The organism is Bacillus cereus group sp. MYBK95-2, from assembly GCF_051915225.1.
Taxonomy (GTDB): Bacteria; Bacillota; Bacilli; order Bacillales; family Bacillaceae_G; genus Bacillus_A; species Bacillus_A cereus.
On the sequence record NZ_JBQAEH010000004.1, the window covers coordinates 162,549 to 179,526 of the forward strand.

Here is a 16,978-nt window from a genome sequence, read left to right on the forward strand (position 1 = left end):
TGAGATACACCTCTTTTATTCATTGTCTTTCCTATAAAAAGAAAGCAAACATTGTTCCAATCCATTCCTTTCCTCTATCGATAAGAGAAGGCGGGTTTACATCGCTATAGGAAAGTACAGATGCATTCTCTAGATCTTCATGGAATTTCTTTTTTACTGTTTGAATGAAATGTTTATTATATAACAGGCAGTTTATTTCATGGTTAATATATAAACTTCTCATATCAAAGTTTGCTGTTCCGATATCGCAAATATCATCGTCTACTATAATAATTTTGGCGTGAAAAAAACCTTGTTGAAATGCATAAATATTGCAACCAGCCTGTATTAATTTTCGGCAGTACGGAAATTTGGCTTCTCGAACAAGAGGGTGATCAGCTTTTTCTGGAACAAGAATTGTGATTTGAACCCCTCTTTCTTTTGCTTTTAATAAGGCATTCATAATTTTTTTTCCAGGAATGAAATATGGTGTACCGATACAGATTTCTTTTTTTGCCGCGTTAATTAAATGTAAAAAAGTATGCTGTAAATAAGCCCCATCAGTCGGAATAAATTGATGCAGGATGGTACCTGGGTTTTGTTTTGGAAAATAAAGAGAAGCATCTAATAAATTTTGTTTCGTATCATCAAACCAGTCATGCAAAAATTGCTTTTGTAAATCTTGAACCCCTTCTCCTGTAAGACGTAAATGGTAGTCTCGCCACAATCCTAAATATTCATTATGCCCTAGATACTCTTCACCGATATTAAATCCCCCGATATAGCCGGTTTTCCCATCAATCACTGTAATTTTCCTATGATTTCGTTGATTGGCAGAAAAGAAAGGCAGAGGAAATTTTACCTTATGACAAAATGAAAAAGATACACCATGTTTTTGCAGGGAGCGAATAGCTTCGTTTGATAAAGAATGGCTGCCAAATCGATCAAGTAAAAGTCGTACTTCAATTCCTTCCTGAGCCTTATCAATCAGCAATTTTAAAAATTCACGACTGATTTTATCGTTTTTTACAATGAAGAATAAAATATGAATGTGATGCTGTGCTTGTTTTATATCAGTAAATAAAGCGTCATACAAATCTTTCCCGTATGTATAAAGGTGAAAATCACTTTGACGTAAAGGGAAAGTGCGAGAGCTTACTCGTTTTAAATGAAGAAGTCTCCCGTATGAAAGGTCAATTGTAATCCAAAGAGCAACGGATATTAACAAAAGAGATAAGTAGAGCATTAGTGAATTCCCTCCTTCGCATTCTTTTCACCTTCAGTGTGTTACAAATGATACGGGTAGCACGGCTGTTATTATAAATTTCTTTAGAGGATAGATCTTGTACTGGTTAAAGTTTCACTTTATCCCGCTTTAACGGGCAGTAAGCCTTTCGACTCAAAAACTGTTGAATAAGTAGAAGTTAGCTTGAAAATCAACTGCCCGTAAAAGCCCGATTGGTTCAACTAATAATTAGAGGGGGATGAACCACCCCTGCTGATTAAAGTTTCACCTTACCCCGCTTTAACGGGCAGTAAGCTTCCTATTTCAAAAATTGATGAATAAGCAGAAGCTAGTTTGGAAATCAACTGCCCGTAAAAGCCCGATTGGTTCAACTAATAATCAGCGGGGGATGAACCACCCCTGCTGATTAAAGTTTCACTTTATAGTTTCACCGAAATAAACAGCTTTATGAAAAAATGTGTTGTTCTATAACAAAAAACTGTTGACTGAATGCTCACTCATTATATAATGGGGATAGGGGATATAATTCAGAAAATTATATATTTTTGAAGATTCAAAAAAGAAAGAGGGCTTACAAAGAGAGGGGTAGCATAAAAATGAATAGCTTACTGATCATTAATTGGCTGGCTGCCATTGCTGTTATTGCTTATGCAGGATATTTGTTTGTATATCTTATACGGACGAGAATGGCCTACATACAATTAGGAAAAAAAATTGAATTTGACCGTCGTTTTAAAGAGCGTTGGGATCTCCTTAAGGTCAATGTTTTCGGTCAAAAAAAGCTGCTGAAAGATAAGAAAAGCGGCATCATTCACGTTATGTTCTTTTACGGATTTATTCTTGTCCAATTTGGAGCAATTGACTTCGTTTGGAAAGGACTCGCACCAGGATCACATCTTCCACTTGGACCACTATACCCTGCATTTACATTCTTCCAGGAAATTGTCACACTTGTTATTTTAATTGCAGTATTTTGGGCTTTTCATAGACGTTATGTAGAAAAGCTTGTTCGTTTAAAACGTAACTTCAAATCAGGTCTTGTTCTTATCTTTATCGGTGGCTTAATGATTTCTGTGCTACTTGGTAACGGTATGGGACTTATATGGCATGGCGAGGAGCTTTCATGGAGTGAACCAATTGCTTCTGCAATCGCTTACGTTTTTAGCGGGATAAATGAAACCGTAGCCATTTCAGTGTTCTATTTTTCTTGGTGGGTGCATTTACTAATTTTGTTAACGTTTTTAGTGTATGTTCCACAATCAAAACATGCGCATTTAATTGCAGGACCAGCTAATGTATTCTTCGGTCGTCTTTCAAACCCAGGGAAGCTTGAAAAGATTGATTTTGAAGATGAAACGCAAGAAACATTTGGTGTTGGTAAAATTGAAGACTTTAGACAAAATCAACTTATTGATTTATACGCTTGTGTAGAGTGTGGCCGTTGTACAAATATGTGTCCGGCAACAGGAACAGGAAAAATGTTATCGCCGATGGACTTAATTTTAAAACTTCGCGATCATTTAACTGATAAAGGAGCTGCGGTAACATCAAAAGCACCGTGGGTTCCAGTAGTTGCCTTCAATAATACACAAGGAAATCAGTTAGCGATGATGGCAGCTGGAAAAGGACAACAAGAATCAGCGTCTACAACGCTCGCTTACGATCCGAGTTTAATCGGAGATGTTATTACAGAAGAAGAGATTTGGGCATGTACAACGTGTCGTAACTGTGAAGATCAATGCCCAGTTATGAATGAGCATGTTGACAAAATTATTGATTTACGTCGATATCTCGTTTTAACAGAAGGAAAAATGGACGCGGAAGCACAACGCGCGATGACAAATATCGAGCGTCAAGGGAATCCGTGGGGTCTGAACCGTAAAGAGCGTGAAACATGGCGCCAAGGTGATGACGAAGTAACAGTTCCAACTGTAAAAGAAAAATCAAAAGCTGGGGAGGAATTCGAGTATTTATTCTGGGTTGGTTCAATGGGATCATACGACAATCGTAGTCAGAAGATTGCGATATCATTTGCGAAGTTAATGAACGAAGCAGGCATTTCATTCGCAATTCTCGGTAATAAAGAAAAGAATTCTGGAGATACACCACGCCGCCTCGGAAATGAATTTGTATTCCAAGAGATGGCGACAAAGAATATCGAAGAATTTGAAAAGGCAGGAGTGAAGAAAATCGTTACGATTGATCCTCATGCTTATAACACATTTAAAAATGAGTATCCGGACTTTGGCTTGCAAGCAGAAGTCTATCATCATACAGAATTGTTAGCTCAGTGGGTGAAAGAAGGGCGCTTAAAGCCTGTTCACGCTATTGAAGAAACAGTTACGTACCATGATTCCTGTTATTTAGGAAGATACAACGAAGTGTACGAAGCGCCACGTGACATTTTGAAAGCGATTCCGGGAGTGAATCTTGTAGAAATGGCACGTAACCGTGAAACTGGAATGTGCTGTGGCGCAGGTGGTGGCTTAATGTGGATGGAAGAAACAACAGGTTCTCGTATTAACGTTGCTCGTACAGAACAAGCATTAGCTGTACAGCCATCCATTATCGGTACAGGTTGTCCATATTGCTTAACGATGATCAGTGATGGAACGAAAGCGAAAGAGGTAGAAGAGAAAGTTCAAACTCTTGATGTGACAGAGATTTTAGAACGATCTGTTATCGGACAGAAAAAAGAAGCAATGTAGTTTGTAAGAATGTATACAACTTTAGAAAGAGGTGCAATGATTGCACCTCTTCTCAACGTAGGGATACCGAGCGAGCGCTCAGTGTTAAAAAATGAAATGGGGGAAAGAAACATGAGTAAAACAGTTATTTTAAGTGCTGCAAGAACACCAGTTGGAAAATTTGGAGGATCTTTAAAGGATGTAAAAGCGACGGAACTTGGAGGAATTGCAATTAAAGCAGCACTTGAAAGAGCAAATGTTGCGGCTAGTGATGTTGAAGAAGTTATATTTGGAACGGTTATTCAAGGTGGGCAGGGACAAATTCCATCGCGCCAAGCTGCGAGGGCTGCTGGAATCCCTTGGGAAGTGCAGACGGAAACAGTGAATAAAGTTTGTGCATCAGGGCTTCGTGCGGTTACGTTAGCGGATCAGATTATTCGTACTGGCGATCAATCACTGATTGTAGCTGGCGGTATGGAGTCGATGAGTAACAGTCCTTACATTTTACGTGGAGCAAGATGGGGATACAGAATGGGCAACAACGAAGTTATTGATTTAAACGTTGCTGACGGTTTAACATGCGCATTTTCAGGTACACACATGGGCGTTTATGGCGGAGAAGTTGCAAAGGAAGATGGAATTTCTCGCGAAGCGCAAGATGAATGGGCATATCGTAGCCATCAGCGTGCGGTTTCAGCGCATAAAGAAGGGCGTTTTGAAGAGGAAATCGTGCCAGTAACGATTCCGCAAAGAAAAGGCGATCCTATTGTCGTTGCAAAGGATGAGGCGCCACGTGAAGATACAACGATTGAAAAGTTAGCAAAGTTAAAACCTGTATTTGATAAGACAGCGACGGTGACAGCTGGTAATGCGCCGGGACTAAACGATGGTGGTGCCGCACTTGTATTAATGAGCGAAGACAGAGCGAAGCAAGAAGGAAGAAAGCCATTAGCGACAATTTTGGCGCATACAGCAATTGCAGTGGAATCTAAAGATTTCCCAAGAACTCCAGGTTATGCAATTAACGCATTGCTTGAAAAAACAGGAAAGACAATTGAAGACATTGATTTATTCGAGATTAATGAAGCCTTTGCAGCGGTAGCAATTGCAAGTACAGAAATCGCAGGAATTGATCCGGAAAAATTGAATGTAAATGGCGGCGCGGTAGCGATGGGACATCCAATTGGAGCAAGCGGAGCGCGCATTATCGTTACACTAATCCATGCACTTAAGCAGCGCGGCGGTGGAATTGGAATTGCTTCGATTTGTAGCGGTGGCGGTCAAGGGGACGCAGTGATGATTGAAGTTCACTAATTAAAGTTCGAGGGTATAAAATTTATTAACAATTAAGGGGGAAGAAAAATGGGTGTACAAAACATTGTTGTAATTGGTGCAGGGCAAATGGGATCAGGAATTGCACAAGTATGTGCAATGGCAGGATATGACGTGAAGGTACAAGATTTAAAGCAAGAGCAATTAGATAGAGGATTGGCTATCATTACGAAAAACTTAGCACGCCAAGTAGAAAAAGGACGTATGAAGGAAGAAGAGAAGGAAGCCACATTAAATCGTCTTACAGTAACGCTTGATTTAGATTGTGTGAAAGAAGCGGATCTTATTATTGAAGCAGCTGTTGAGAAAATGGATATTAAAAAGAAAATCTTTGCGAATCTAGATGAAATTGCTCCAGAACACGCAATTTTAGCAACGAATACGTCATCTCTGCCAATTACAGAAATTGCAGCGGTAACGAAGCGTCCGGAAAAAGTAATCGGTATGCACTTTATGAATCCAGTTCCAGTTATGAAGCTTGTTGAGATTATTCGTGGTTTGGCTACCGATGATGCGGTATATGAAGCAATTGAAGATATTACGAAAAAAATTGGGAAAGTACCAGTTGAAGTGAATGATTTCCCAGGTTTTGTATCAAATCGTATTTTGCTACCGATGATTAACGAAGCAATTTATACGTTATATGAAGGTGTAGCGACGAAAGAAGCAATTGATGAAGTCATGAAGCTTGGTATGAACCATCCGATGGGGCCTTTGACACTCGCCGATTTTATCGGTTTAGATACGTGTTTATACATTATGGAAGTGTTGCATGAAGGATTAGGAGATAGTAAATATCGCCCATGTCCGTTATTACGTAAGTATGTGAATGCAGGATGGTTAGGGCGTAAAACAGGTCGTGGATTCTACGTTTACGAATAAATGCCCCCTTTGTTACAACATAGTGGTCTTACCAAATTATTTAAAGGATATATAGCAAATGGAGGCGGAATATATGAACTTTCGTTTTAATGAAGAGCAGCAAATGATGAGGAAAATGGTTCGGGATTTTGCACAGAAGGAAATAGCTCCCTTTGTTCCTAGTATGGAACAAGGGGTGTTCCCGAAAGAGATTTTGCAAAAGATGGGTGAGCTTGGATTAATGGGTATTCCAGCGCCTGCAAAATACGGTGGGGCAGAAATGGACTTTATATCTTACATTCTAGCAATTGAGGAAATCTCAAAGGTAAGTGCAACAGTTGGTGTAATTTTAGCTGTACATACGTCAGTTGGAATGAATCCGATTTTATATTTCGGAACAGAAGAACAGAAGAAAAAATATGTTTCTAAACTTGCAACTGGGGAATATTTAGGTGCATTTGCTTTAACAGAGCCAAATGCAGGATCAGATGCAGGGAGTTTGAAATCAAGAGCTGTGAAAAAAGGTGATCATTATATTATTAATGGATCGAAAGTGTTTATTACAAATGGTGGTGAAGCAAGTACATACATTGTATTCGCTTCTACAAATCCAGAGGCAGGAAAAAGTGGTATTTCTGCATTTATAGTAGAGAAAGATACACCTGGTTTAATCATCGGAAAAGATGAACATAAGATGGGACTTCTCGGTTCTCGTACAGTACAACTTACTTTTGAAGATATGAAAGTGCCAGCTGAGAATTTACTTGGGGAAGAAGGACAAGGATTTAAGGTGGCGATGGCGAATTTAGATGTTGGGCGAATTGGAATCGGTGCGCAGGCGTTAGGAATTGCTGAAGCGGCGCTTGGCTGTGCAATTGATTATGCAAAAGAAAGAGAGCAATTCGGGAAGCCAATTGCGGCGCAGCAAGGGATTGGCTTCAAGCTTGCAGATATGGCAACAAGTGTCGAAGCAGCAAGGTTACTCGTATATAGAGCGGCATCTCTTAGGGCACAGGGATTACCATGCGGTAAAGAAGCATCTATTGCGAAATTATTTGCTTCTAAGACAGCGGTTGAAGTCGCGATTGAGGCGGTGCAAGTGTTTGGTGGTTACGGTTATACGAAAGACTATCCAGTAGAACGATTTTTCCGTGATGCGAAAATCACGCAAATATATGAAGGAACAAGTGAAATACAGAAACTTGTTATTAGCCGTGCTTTATAAAAGGGCAAGGGGGAGACGGAGATGCATTTTAAACTATCAGAAGAACATGAAATGATAAGAAAAATGGTTCGAGATTTTGCTAAAAATGAAGTGGCACCAACAGCAGCTGAGCGTGATGAGGAAGAGCGATTTGATCGAGAATTATTTGATCAAATGGCAGAGCTTGGTTTAACCGGTATTCCGTGGCCTGAAGAGTACGGTGGAATTGGAAGCGATTACTTAGCGTACGTAATCGCTATTGAAGAATTATCCCGCGTTTGTGCTTCAACAGGCGTAACACTGTCCGCGCATACTTCACTTGCGGGATGGCCAATTTTTAAATTTGGGACGGAAGAGCAAAAGCAAAAGTTTTTACGACCGATGGCTGAAGGAAAGAAAATTGGTGCATACGGCTTAACTGAGCCAGGATCTGGATCGGATGCTGGTGGAATGAAGACAATCGCAAAGAGAGATGGAGACCATTATATTTTAAATGGATCAAAAATTTTCATTACAAATGGCGGTATTGCTGATATTTATGTTGTTTTTGCGCTAACTGATCCTGAATCAAAGCAGCGCGGTACGAGTGCATTTATTGTAGAAAGTGATACACCGGGATTTTCAGTTGGGAAGAAGGAGAGCAAGCTAGGGATTCGCTCTTCACCAACGACTGAAATTATGTTTGAAGATTGCCGTATTCCTGTAGAGAATCTACTTGGAGAAGAGGGGCAAGGGTTTAAAGTTGCGATGCAAACATTAGATGGAGGTCGTAACGGTATTGCGGCGCAAGCTGTTGGTATTGCACAAGGGGCTTTAGATGCTTCTGTAGAATATGCAAGGGAGCGCCATCAATTTGGAAAACCAATTGCGGCGCAGCAAGGGATTGGCTTTAAACTTGCGGATATGGCAACAGATGTAGAAGCGGCACGCCTTTTAACATATCAAGCGGCTTGGCTTGAATCAGAAGGGCTTCCGTATGGAAAAGAGTCAGCGATGTCAAAAGTATTTGCAGGAGATACAGCGATGAGGGTGACGACTGAAGCGGTGCAAGTATTTGGTGGTTACGGTTATACGAAAGATTATCCAGTAGAGCGTTATATGCGAGATGCAAAAATTACACAAATATATGAAGGAACACAAGAGATTCAGAGGCTTGTAATTTCTCGTATGTTAACGAAGTAGGAACGAAAGCGTAGGTATTTTCCTACGCTTTTTCCTTCCAAAAAATAATAGAGAGAGGTGAAGGGAATGGTTAAACATAATGTACATGCATCGGTGAAAGATGAAAAATTAGTTGCGTTAAGACGTGAGCAAATGATTAAAGGTGCGGTGCAACTGTTTAAACAAAAAGGATTTCCGCGTACAACAACGAGAGAAATTGCAAAAGCGGCTGGATTTAGTATAGGGACACTTTATGAGTACATTCGTACAAAAGATGATGTTTTGTATTTAGTTTGTGATAGTATTTATGAACATGTAAAAGAAAGATTAGAGGAAGTAGTTTGTACAGAAAAAGGGAGTGTAGAAAGTTTAAAGATAGCAATAACGAATTACTTTAAAGTGATGGACGAATTACAAGAAGAAGTATTAATTATGTATCAAGAAGTACGTTTTTTACCGAAAGAATCTCTCCCATATGTATTAGAAAAGGAGTTTCAAATGGTAGGAATGTTCGAGAATATTTTAGAACAGTGTACGGAAAATGGAACATTTACATTAAATAAAAAAGAAATACAGCTTCTTGCCCATAATATTTTTATACAAGGACAGATGTGGGGATTTAGACGCTGGGCGCTGCAAAAACTGTATACGCTCGAAGAATATACAGAAATGCAAATTAGGTATGTATTGCAAGGGGCCCATATGCTTCCGAAATAAGGAACAGACAAATTATAATTTTACTACCCTATAAAAGTTTCCCGTTTTTTTTGTAGCATATTTGTGCGACTTTTGTTTATAATGAATAGTATGGATTTTTTTAAGCAGGCCGTTATATATAAGGTTATATTTGATGAAAGGAAGTGCCGCATAAGTGGATTTTAAGCAATATTCACCAGAAGAGCTAAAAGAATGTTCAATGATTGAAGTTGTACATAGCGTTTTAGGGGATAAAAAACAAGCAACGACATTCAACGAGTTGGTTCAAGAAATCGCTCAAGTGCTGGGACTATCTCAAGAGCAAGTTAATGCGAAAATCGCACAATTTTATACAGACTTAAACATCGATGGACGTTTCATTAATTTAGGAGAAAATCGTTGGGGGCTACGCAGCTGGTACCCATACGAGCAAATTGATGAAGAAATCTTGCCTCAACCAAAACCGAAGAAGAAACGTAAAGTTGAAGAAGACGGTTTTGACGACTACATTGAAGAAGATGACTTCGACGATGCAGACGTAAATGAAGACGAAGATGATGATGTAGAAGATTTGGACAAGGTTCTTGAAGAAGAAGACGGAGATGACGACGATCTTGATGATTTAGACGAAGATGACGACGACTTCGCTGAAGAAGAACTTGAGTATGACGAAACTGAAGAAGAAGAGGAAGAACTGTAGTTCTTGACTTTTCATTATCGTCCATGTAGAATCATTTTTGGGCTCTTTAAAAAAGGACGATAATACTTTTAAAGTGTAAATATAAAAGAAAATTGCTCCCTACTTATTACTTTTTGTGATGAGGGGAGCAATTTTCTTTTTTGTTTTTTGTTTAGAAAATAAAAAGAGTCTAACAATAAGATGGATACAGTGTTATCTACATACGTTGCGCTTTGCAACGGTGATTATATAACAGCAAAATAGAAGGGAGCTTTTTCATGACTAAGTATATTTTTGTAACAGGCGGTGTAGTATCGTCTTTAGGAAAAGGTATTACAGCAGCATCTCTTGGAAGACTTTTAAAAAATCGTGGTTTAAACGTAACGATTCAAAAGTTTGATCCATACATTAACGTAGACCCAGGGACTATGAGCCCATATCAACACGGTGAGGTATTCGTAACAGATGATGGCGCAGAAACTGACTTAGACCTTGGTCACTATGAGCGTTTTATCGACATTAACTTAAACAAATACAGCAACGTAACAACAGGTAAAATTTACTCTTCAGTTCTTCAAAAAGAGCGTCGCGGTGAATATTTAGGAGGAACAGTTCAAGTTATTCCTCACATTACTAACGAAATTAAAGAACGCGTATATCGTTCTGGTCGTGAAACAAATGCGGATGTTGTTATTACAGAAATCGGTGGAACTGTTGGTGACATCGAGTCTCTACCATTCTTAGAAGCAATCCGTCAAATTAAGAGCGACATCGGTCGTGACAATGTAATGTACATTCACTGTACGTTAATCCCGTACTTAAAAGCAGCGGGTGAAATGAAGACAAAACCAACACAACATAGTGTTAAAGAACTTCGTAGCTTAGGTATTCAACCAAACATTATCGTTGTTCGTACAGAAATGCCTGTTTCTCAAGATATGAAAGACAAGCTTGCACTATTCTGTGACATTGATACAAAAGCAGTTATCGAAGCTCGCGATGCAGATACTTTATATGCGGTTCCATTATCTCTTCAAGAACAAAACATGGACCAAATCGTTTGTGACCACTTAAAATTAGACAATCCAGCTGCAGATATGACAGAGTGGACTGCTCTAGTTAACAAAGTGCGTAATCTTTCTAAGAAAACAAAGATCGCTCTTGTTGGTAAATATGTAGAACTTCAAGATGCTTATATTTCTGTTGTAGAAGCACTTCGTCATGCTGGTTACTCATTCGACACAGATGTAGAAGTAAAATGGGTAAATGCTGAGCACGTAACAGCAGAAAACGTAAAAGAATTAGTTGGTGATACAGATGGTATCCTTGTACCAGGTGGCTTCGGCGATCGTGGTGTAGAAGGTAAAATCGTTGCGATTCAATATGCTCGTGAAAACAAAGTTCCATTCTTAGGAATTTGCTTAGGTATGCAACTTGCATCAATCGAATTCGCACGTAATGTATTAGGTTTAGAAGGTGCTAACTCTTCTGAAATCAACCCTGACACACCATATGCAATCATCGACTTATTACCAGAACAAAAAGATGTAGAGGACCTAGGTGGTACACTTCGTCTTGGTTTATACCCATGTAAGCTTGCTGAAGAAACAAATGCTTACAATGCTTATAATGAGCCGGTTGTATATGAGCGTCATCGTCATCGTTATGAGTTCAACAACCAGTTCCGTCCGGATATGGAAAAAGAAGGATTTGTATTCTCTGGTACAAGCCCAGACGGTCGTCTAGTTGAAATCATTGAATTAAAAGATCATCCTTGGTTCGTGGCAGCACAGTTCCACCCAGAACTTGTTTCTCGTCCAAACCGTCCACAACCATTGTTCCATGACTTCGTAAGAGCTTCTATTACGAATAAAGAGAGCAAGTAATAAAAAAAGCGCCTGAAATAAGGCGCTTTTTTTAATATTCATTTAACATTTCATCGATTGTGAATTTGATCCCGTGATAAGCAAATAAGGCTACTATTAAACTTGGGAATCCGTAGCGATTACCTTCATCGTCTGGAATAAGACCTTTTAACAGTTTTGTATCAATATGTACGTCTGTATATCGTTCGAGTGATTCCGTACCTTCTTGAAGAGCAGAAATGCCGACAATAGAGTGTCCCTCTTCTTGTAGTTTTTTTGCAATTTCTACAACCGCTTCATCTGTTGAAAAACGGCTAATAAGAAGTACACGATCCGCAGAGGTTACTTCTGCTTCTTTACCATTTTCAAATAAGCGTTTTGCTTGCTTCATTGGTTCAGCACCGAATAGTGCCTCGGCAACAACGCCCTCCATTTCATTTGTACCATGTAAATAAATGAAACCATCGCCAACTAATGCTTGAGCAAGTAAACGAGCGCTATCTTCTATATTCATTTCTTCTTTTTGAGAAACTCTGGAGAAATAACCACTTAATTGAGTTGAAAAAATTTTTAACATAATGTTACTCCCTTCGTACGTGTTTGCCGGCTTTCATTATAATTTATTTTTTTAGAAAGGTGAAATCGTAGGGTAGCATAACAAAATAGGAAACGGTAAAATAAGAAAGAATAGGAAGGAATTTGCCAAAGAATAGCGAAATTAAATCGTTAAGATATAAGAAGCTTTAAATCTTGTACTTACACAGAAAGGTTGGGAATTATGGAAGGTAAAATTTTAATCGTTGATGATCAATATGGGATTCGTGTGTTATTACATGAAGTGTTCCAAAAAGAAGGTTATCAGACATTCCAAGCAGCGAATGGATTTCAAGCTTTAGATATCGTGAAAAAAGATAATCCAGATTTAGTAGTGTTAGATATGAAAATTCCAGGCATGGATGGTATAGAGATTTTAAAGCATGTAAAAGAAATTGATGAGAGTATTAAAGTAATTTTAATGACTGCTTATGGAGAGCTTGATATGATCCAAGAAGCAAAAGATTTAGGAGCTTTAATGCATTTTGCTAAACCATTTGATATTGATGAAATTCGTCAAGCTGTGAGAAATGAGCTCGCTGTAGAGGCATAAAAATGAATTTTTTATAAAAAATATGGAAAAAAGCGTTTACATGGACTATTGTGCAGGTGAATACGGTTGAGTTTTTGAGTACAAGTTGTTATCCTATTGAGTGTAGAAAAAAGTCCGGTATGTAGATATACATATTTTACCTTATTCTGGTCATACTACCAGCGATAAGAACTTATCGGATACAAAAAACGTTTTTTAGGAGGATTCACCATGCCTTTAGTTTCTATGAAAGAAATGCTAAACAAAGCACTAGAAGGAAAATACGCAGTTGGTCAATTCAACATGAACAACTTAGAGTGGACTCAAGCTATCTTAGCTGCTGCGGAAGAAGAAAAATCTCCTGTAATCCTAGGTGTATCTGAGGGTGCAGCTCGTCATATGACTGGTTTCAAAACAGTTGTAGCTATGGTTAAAGCTTTAATCGAAGAAATGAACATCACTGTTCCTGTAGCGATTCACCTTGACCATGGTTCAAGCTTCGAAAAATGTAAAGAAGCAATCGATGCAGGTTTCACATCTGTAATGATCGACGCTTCTCACCACCCATTCGAAGAAAACGTTGAAACTACTAAACAAGTAGTAGAATACGCACACGCTCGTAACGTATCTGTTGAAGCTGAGCTTGGAACAGTTGGCGGACAAGAAGACGACGTAATCGCTGAAGGCGTAATTTACGCTGACCCAGCAGAGTGTAAGCACCTTGTTGAAGCAACAGGTATCGATTGCCTAGCTCCAGCTTTAGGTTCTGTACACGGTCCTTACAAAGGTGAGCCTAACTTAGGATTCGCTGAAATGGAACAAGTTCGTGACTTCACTGGCGTACCTTTAGTATTACATGGTGGTACTGGTATCCCAACTGCTGATATCGAAAAAGCTATCTCTTTAGGTACTTCAAAAATCAACGTAAACACTGAGAACCAAATCGAGTTTACAAAAGCTGTTCGTGAAGTATTAAATAAAGACCAAGAAGTTTACGATCCTCGTAAATTTATCGGACCTGGCCGCGACGCTATCAAAGCAACTGTTATTGGTAAAATTCGCGAATTCGGTTCTAACGGTAAAGCGTAAGAATAAAATTCCGTTTTGGAAACCGTCTAGTCTTTTAGACGGTTTCCTTTCGTTGTATAATGAAAGCGTGAACAAGTCTAAAGATTTTATCATTTTTGGTTTTTAAATAGAAAATAATGTGCATAGTCCTATTAATAAATGTGATAACGTATCTAAATTGATAAAGTAAATTCGATGAATAGTTGATCTTTATCTATTCGTGCTACAGGAGAAATGAAGATAATGGTTTCCTATTTATTGAGTTTTGGGATGGAAAGAGTAATTGAGATTCTTAAGGGGAGCTTTCTATAAAAAGATAGAAAGTAAATACATTCACAAGAAGGGAGCTCAATATGGAAAAATTGCTAATTGAAGGCGGAAGAGCTTTAAATGGAACAATTCGAGTAAGTGGTGCAAAGAACAGTGCCGTTGCATTAATTCCAGCGACAATTTTAGCAGATACTCCAGTAACTATTGGTGGTGTCCCTAATATTTCGGACGTGAAAATGTTAGGAGACTTACTAGAGGAAATTGGAGGGAAAGTAACTTATGGACAGGAGGAAGAGATGGTAGTCGATCCTTCTAACATGGTTGCAATGCCTTTGCCAAATGGAAAAGTGAAAAAATTGCGCGCTTCTTATTATTTAATGGGTGCAATGCTTGGCCGTTTTAAAAAAGCTGTTATTGGGCTTCCGGGTGGATGTCATTTAGGACCGAGGCCGATTGATCAGCATATTAAAGGGTTTGAAGCGCTAGGTGCACATGTTACGAATGAACAAGGTGCCATCTATTTAAGAGCAGATGAGCTACGCGGGGCACGTATTTATTTAGATGTTGTTAGTGTAGGAGCTACGATTAATATTATGCTAGCAGCTGTACGAGCGAAAGGTAGAACTGTTATTGAAAATGCAGCGAAAGAGCCTGAGATCATTGATGTAGCTACATTGTTAACAAGCATGGGAGCACGTATTAAAGGTGCTGGTACTGACGTAATCCGAATAGATGGTGTTGACTCTTTACATGGTTGTCACCATACTATCATCCCAGATCGTATTGAAGCTGGTACGTATATGATTCTAGGAGCTGCATCAGGAGGAGAAGTAACGGTTGATAACGTTATTCCTCAGCATTTAGAATCAGTTACTGCAAAGCTAAGAGAAGCTGGTGTTCAAGTTGAAACGAACGATGATCAAATTACGGTGAACGGTAATAGAAAGTTAAAAGTAGTTGATATCAAAACGCTTGTATATCCAGGTTTTCCAACGGATTTACAACAGCCGTTTACGACGCTTTTAACAAAGGCACACGGGACGGGAGTTGTAACAGATACAATTTACGGTGCCCGTTTCAAACACATTGATGAATTACGTCGTATGAATGCTCAAATTAAAGTAGAGGGTCGTTCGGCAATTGTAACTGGTCCTGTGTTACTGCAAGGTGCAAAAGTGAAGGCGAGTGATTTACGAGCAGGAGCGGCACTTGTTATTGCAGGGTTAATGGCAGATGGAATTACAGAAGTAACAGGACTTGAGCATATTGATCGAGGTTATGAGAATATAGTGGACAAGCTTAAAGGGCTTGGTGCAAACATTTGGCGAGAACAAATGACAAAGCAAGAAATTGAAGAAATGAAGAACGCATAAGTGATACTTCCGCAAGGGGGAAGCGAAGCATCACTACTTGCGGAAGTACACTTTATAGAAAAACACGGTTCACAAAATACGGCAGAAATATAAAGGCTTAAAGGAGAGGGATTATCGTGGAAAGAAGTTTATCTATGGAGTTAGTACGTGTAACAGAGGCTGCAGCTTTATCATCAGCGCGTTGGATGGGGCGCGGGAAAAAGGATGAGGCAGACGGTGCAGCAACATCAGCTATGCGTGATGTATTTGATACAATTCCGATGAAAGGTACAGTTGTAATTGGTGAAGGTGAGATGGATGAAGCACCAATGCTATATATCGGAGAGAAATTAGGTACAGGATATGGACCACGTGTAGACGTTGCGGTTGATCCTTTAGAAGGGACAAACATCGTAGCAGCCGGTGGCTGGAATGCTCTTGCTGTCATTGCAATTGCAGACCACGGTAATTTGTTACATGCCCCTGACATGTACATGGATAAAATCGCGGTTGGCCCAGAAGCAGTTGGGGCGGTCGACATTGATGCGCCTATTATTGATAACTTACGTGCAGTTGCGAAAGCGAAAAATAAAGATATTGAAGATGTTGTAGCGACAGTTTTAAATCGTCCACGTCATCAAGAAATTATTGAAGAAATTCGTAAAGCTGGTGCGCGCATTAAATTGATTAATGATGGAGATGTAGCTGGAGCGATTAATACAGCGTTTGATCGTACAGGTGTAGATATTTTATTTGGATCTGGTGGAGCACCTGAAGGTGTATTAGCAGCAGTTGCTTTAAAATGTTTAGGTGGAGAAATTCACGGAAAACTATTGCCACAAAACGAAGCTGAATTAGCACGTTGTAAAAAAATGGGCATAGAAGACATTAATCGTATCCTTCGCATGGAGGACTTAGTAAAAGGTGACGATGCAATCTTTGCAGCAACAGGCGTAACAGATGGAGAACTATTACGTGGTGTTCAATTTAAAGGTAGCGTAGGAACAACGCAATCCCTTGTTATGCGCGCAAAATCAGGCACAGTTCGCTTCGTAGATGGTCGTCATAGCTTAAATAAAAAACCGAACTTGGTTATTAAGTAAAAAGCGGAGGTGGCTTGCTCAGAAGGGGAAGGCATTGGAACTCCTGACGAAGAGGCGTTTTGTGCCTCGCAGGAAGGGGTGAAATGACTGACCCTTCTAGCCACCGGAGCTGGATTAAATAAAAAGCGTAAGCAGCTCGTTCAGAATGGGAGGGGGATGGAGCTTCTGACGTAGAGGCGCTTTTTGCCTCGTAGGAAGAAGTGAAGCCACCGACCATTCTAGCTGCTGAAGCTAGATTAAATAAAAAGCGTAAGCAGCTCCTTCAGAAAGGTTAAAATGGTCGATCTTTCTAACTATTGGAGCTGGAACTAAATTAAATAAGAAGCGAAGACAAATTTTCTTGTCTTCG

General features: G+C 39.3%; 14 protein-coding genes. 12 read left to right on the top strand and 2 right to left on the bottom strand.

What is annotated here, in order from left to right; translation table 11 throughout:
• Positions 1-31: 31 nt before the first annotated feature.
• Positions 32-1,225 carry a cardiolipin synthase gene (gene cls, locus ACTFN4_RS15365; protein ID WP_000966420.1) on the bottom strand — a complete coding sequence of 398 codons (1,194 nt, stop codon included), beginning with the start codon at positions 1,223-1,225 and terminating at the stop codon, positions 32-34.
• A 596-nt stretch (positions 1,226-1,821) separates the two neighbouring features.
• Between cls and ACTFN4_RS15370 the strand changes: the two genes are divergently transcribed.
• The 8 genes from ACTFN4_RS15370 to pyrG all read left to right on the top strand — a co-directional run bounded on the left by ACTFN4_RS15370 (position 1,822) and on the right by pyrG (position 11,731).
• On the top strand, positions 1,822-3,933 hold the full coding sequence (locus ACTFN4_RS15370; RefSeq protein WP_001086776.1) for a heterodisulfide reductase-related iron-sulfur binding cluster: 2,112 nt from the start codon (positions 1,822-1,824) through the stop codon (positions 3,931-3,933).
• A gap of 9 nt (positions 3,934-3,942) precedes the next feature.
• Positions 3,943-5,226 carry an acetyl-CoA C-acetyltransferase gene (locus ACTFN4_RS15375; protein ID WP_002026635.1) on the top strand — a complete coding sequence of 428 codons (1,284 nt, stop codon included), beginning with the start codon at positions 3,943-3,945 and terminating at the stop codon, positions 5,224-5,226.
• Positions 5,227-5,274: 48 nt separating this feature from the next.
• On the top strand, positions 5,275-6,126 hold the full coding sequence (locus ACTFN4_RS15380) for a 3-hydroxybutyryl-CoA dehydrogenase (protein ID WP_000538874.1): 852 nt from the start codon (positions 5,275-5,277) through the stop codon (positions 6,124-6,126).
• Between the two features lie 73 nt (positions 6,127-6,199).
• Positions 6,200-7,330, top strand: a complete 1,131-nt coding sequence (locus ACTFN4_RS15385; protein WP_001011179.1) for an acyl-CoA dehydrogenase — start codon at positions 6,200-6,202, stop codon at positions 7,328-7,330.
• A 21-nt stretch (positions 7,331-7,351) separates the two neighbouring features.
• The gene (gene acdA / locus ACTFN4_RS15390) at positions 7,352-8,491 is read left to right on the top strand and encodes an acyl-CoA dehydrogenase AcdA (protein WP_000545544.1); all 1,140 of its coding nucleotides are present in this window, start codon (positions 7,352-7,354) and stop codon (positions 8,489-8,491) included.
• A 66-nt stretch (positions 8,492-8,557) separates the two neighbouring features.
• Positions 8,558-9,187 carry a TetR/AcrR family transcriptional regulator gene (locus tag ACTFN4_RS15395; protein WP_000238605.1) on the top strand — a complete coding sequence of 210 codons (630 nt, stop codon included), beginning with the start codon at positions 8,558-8,560 and terminating at the stop codon, positions 9,185-9,187.
• A gap of 154 nt (positions 9,188-9,341) precedes the next feature.
• A complete protein-coding gene (gene rpoE / locus ACTFN4_RS15400) occupies positions 9,342-9,866 on the top strand; it encodes a DNA-directed RNA polymerase subunit delta (RefSeq protein WP_439962513.1) in 525 nt (174 codons plus the stop codon).
• Between the two features lie 257 nt (positions 9,867-10,123).
• On the top strand, positions 10,124-11,731 hold the full coding sequence (gene pyrG, locus ACTFN4_RS15405; RefSeq protein WP_000170460.1) for a CTP synthase: 1,608 nt from the start codon (positions 10,124-10,126) through the stop codon (positions 11,729-11,731).
• Between the two features lie 31 nt (positions 11,732-11,762).
• Here the strand turns inward: pyrG and ACTFN4_RS15410 are convergent, their stop codons facing one another.
• Positions 11,763-12,287: a DUF2529 domain-containing protein gene (locus ACTFN4_RS15410; protein WP_000912402.1), complete on the bottom strand. Its 525-nt coding sequence runs from the start codon at positions 12,285-12,287 to the stop codon at positions 11,763-11,765.
• Positions 12,288-12,488: 201 nt separating this feature from the next.
• Between ACTFN4_RS15410 and spo0F the strand changes: the two genes are divergently transcribed.
• The 4 genes from spo0F to glpX all read left to right on the top strand — a co-directional run bounded on the left by spo0F (position 12,489) and on the right by glpX (position 16,629).
• Positions 12,489-12,857, top strand: a complete 369-nt coding sequence (gene spo0F / locus ACTFN4_RS15415) for a sporulation initiation phosphotransferase Spo0F (RefSeq protein ID WP_000398594.1) — start codon at positions 12,489-12,491, stop codon at positions 12,855-12,857.
• Between the two features lie 210 nt (positions 12,858-13,067).
• The gene (locus ACTFN4_RS15420; protein ID WP_001131855.1) at positions 13,068-13,925 is read left to right on the top strand and encodes a class II fructose-bisphosphate aldolase; all 858 of its coding nucleotides are present in this window, start codon (positions 13,068-13,070) and stop codon (positions 13,923-13,925) included.
• Positions 13,926-14,257: 332 nt separating this feature from the next.
• Positions 14,258-15,547: a UDP-N-acetylglucosamine 1-carboxyvinyltransferase gene (gene murA / locus ACTFN4_RS15425; protein WP_000413254.1), complete on the top strand. Its 1,290-nt coding sequence runs from the start codon at positions 14,258-14,260 to the stop codon at positions 15,545-15,547.
• Between the two features lie 116 nt (positions 15,548-15,663).
• Positions 15,664-16,629, top strand: coding sequence for a class II fructose-bisphosphatase (gene glpX / locus ACTFN4_RS15430; RefSeq protein WP_000442340.1), 966 nt, complete (start codon positions 15,664-15,666; stop codon positions 16,627-16,629).
• The last annotated feature ends 349 nt before the right edge of the window (positions 16,630-16,978 follow it).

Coding starts and splice junctions, on each gene's coding strand:
- cls (WP_000966420.1), bottom strand. CDS start 1,225: ATGCTCTACTTATCTCTTTTGTTAATATCCGTTGCTCTTTGGATTACA.
- ACTFN4_RS15370 (WP_001086776.1), top strand. CDS start 1,822: ATGAATAGCTTACTGATCATTAATTGGCTGGCTGCCATTGCTGTTATT.
- ACTFN4_RS15375 (WP_002026635.1), top strand. CDS start 3,943: ATGTATACAACTTTAGAAAGAGGTGCAATGATTGCACCTCTTCTCAAC.
- ACTFN4_RS15380 (WP_000538874.1), top strand. CDS start 5,275: ATGGGTGTACAAAACATTGTTGTAATTGGTGCAGGGCAAATGGGATCA.
- ACTFN4_RS15385 (WP_001011179.1), top strand. CDS start 6,200: ATGAACTTTCGTTTTAATGAAGAGCAGCAAATGATGAGGAAAATGGTT.
- acdA (WP_000545544.1), top strand. CDS start 7,352: ATGCATTTTAAACTATCAGAAGAACATGAAATGATAAGAAAAATGGTT.
- ACTFN4_RS15395 (WP_000238605.1), top strand. CDS start 8,558: ATGGTTAAACATAATGTACATGCATCGGTGAAAGATGAAAAATTAGTT.
- pyrG (WP_000170460.1), top strand. CDS start 10,124: ATGACTAAGTATATTTTTGTAACAGGCGGTGTAGTATCGTCTTTAGGA.
- ACTFN4_RS15410 (WP_000912402.1), bottom strand. CDS start 12,287: ATGTTAAAAATTTTTTCAACTCAATTAAGTGGTTATTTCTCCAGAGTT.
- spo0F (WP_000398594.1), top strand. CDS start 12,489: ATGGAAGGTAAAATTTTAATCGTTGATGATCAATATGGGATTCGTGTG.
- ACTFN4_RS15420 (WP_001131855.1), top strand. CDS start 13,068: ATGCCTTTAGTTTCTATGAAAGAAATGCTAAACAAAGCACTAGAAGGA.
- murA (WP_000413254.1), top strand. CDS start 14,258: ATGGAAAAATTGCTAATTGAAGGCGGAAGAGCTTTAAATGGAACAATT.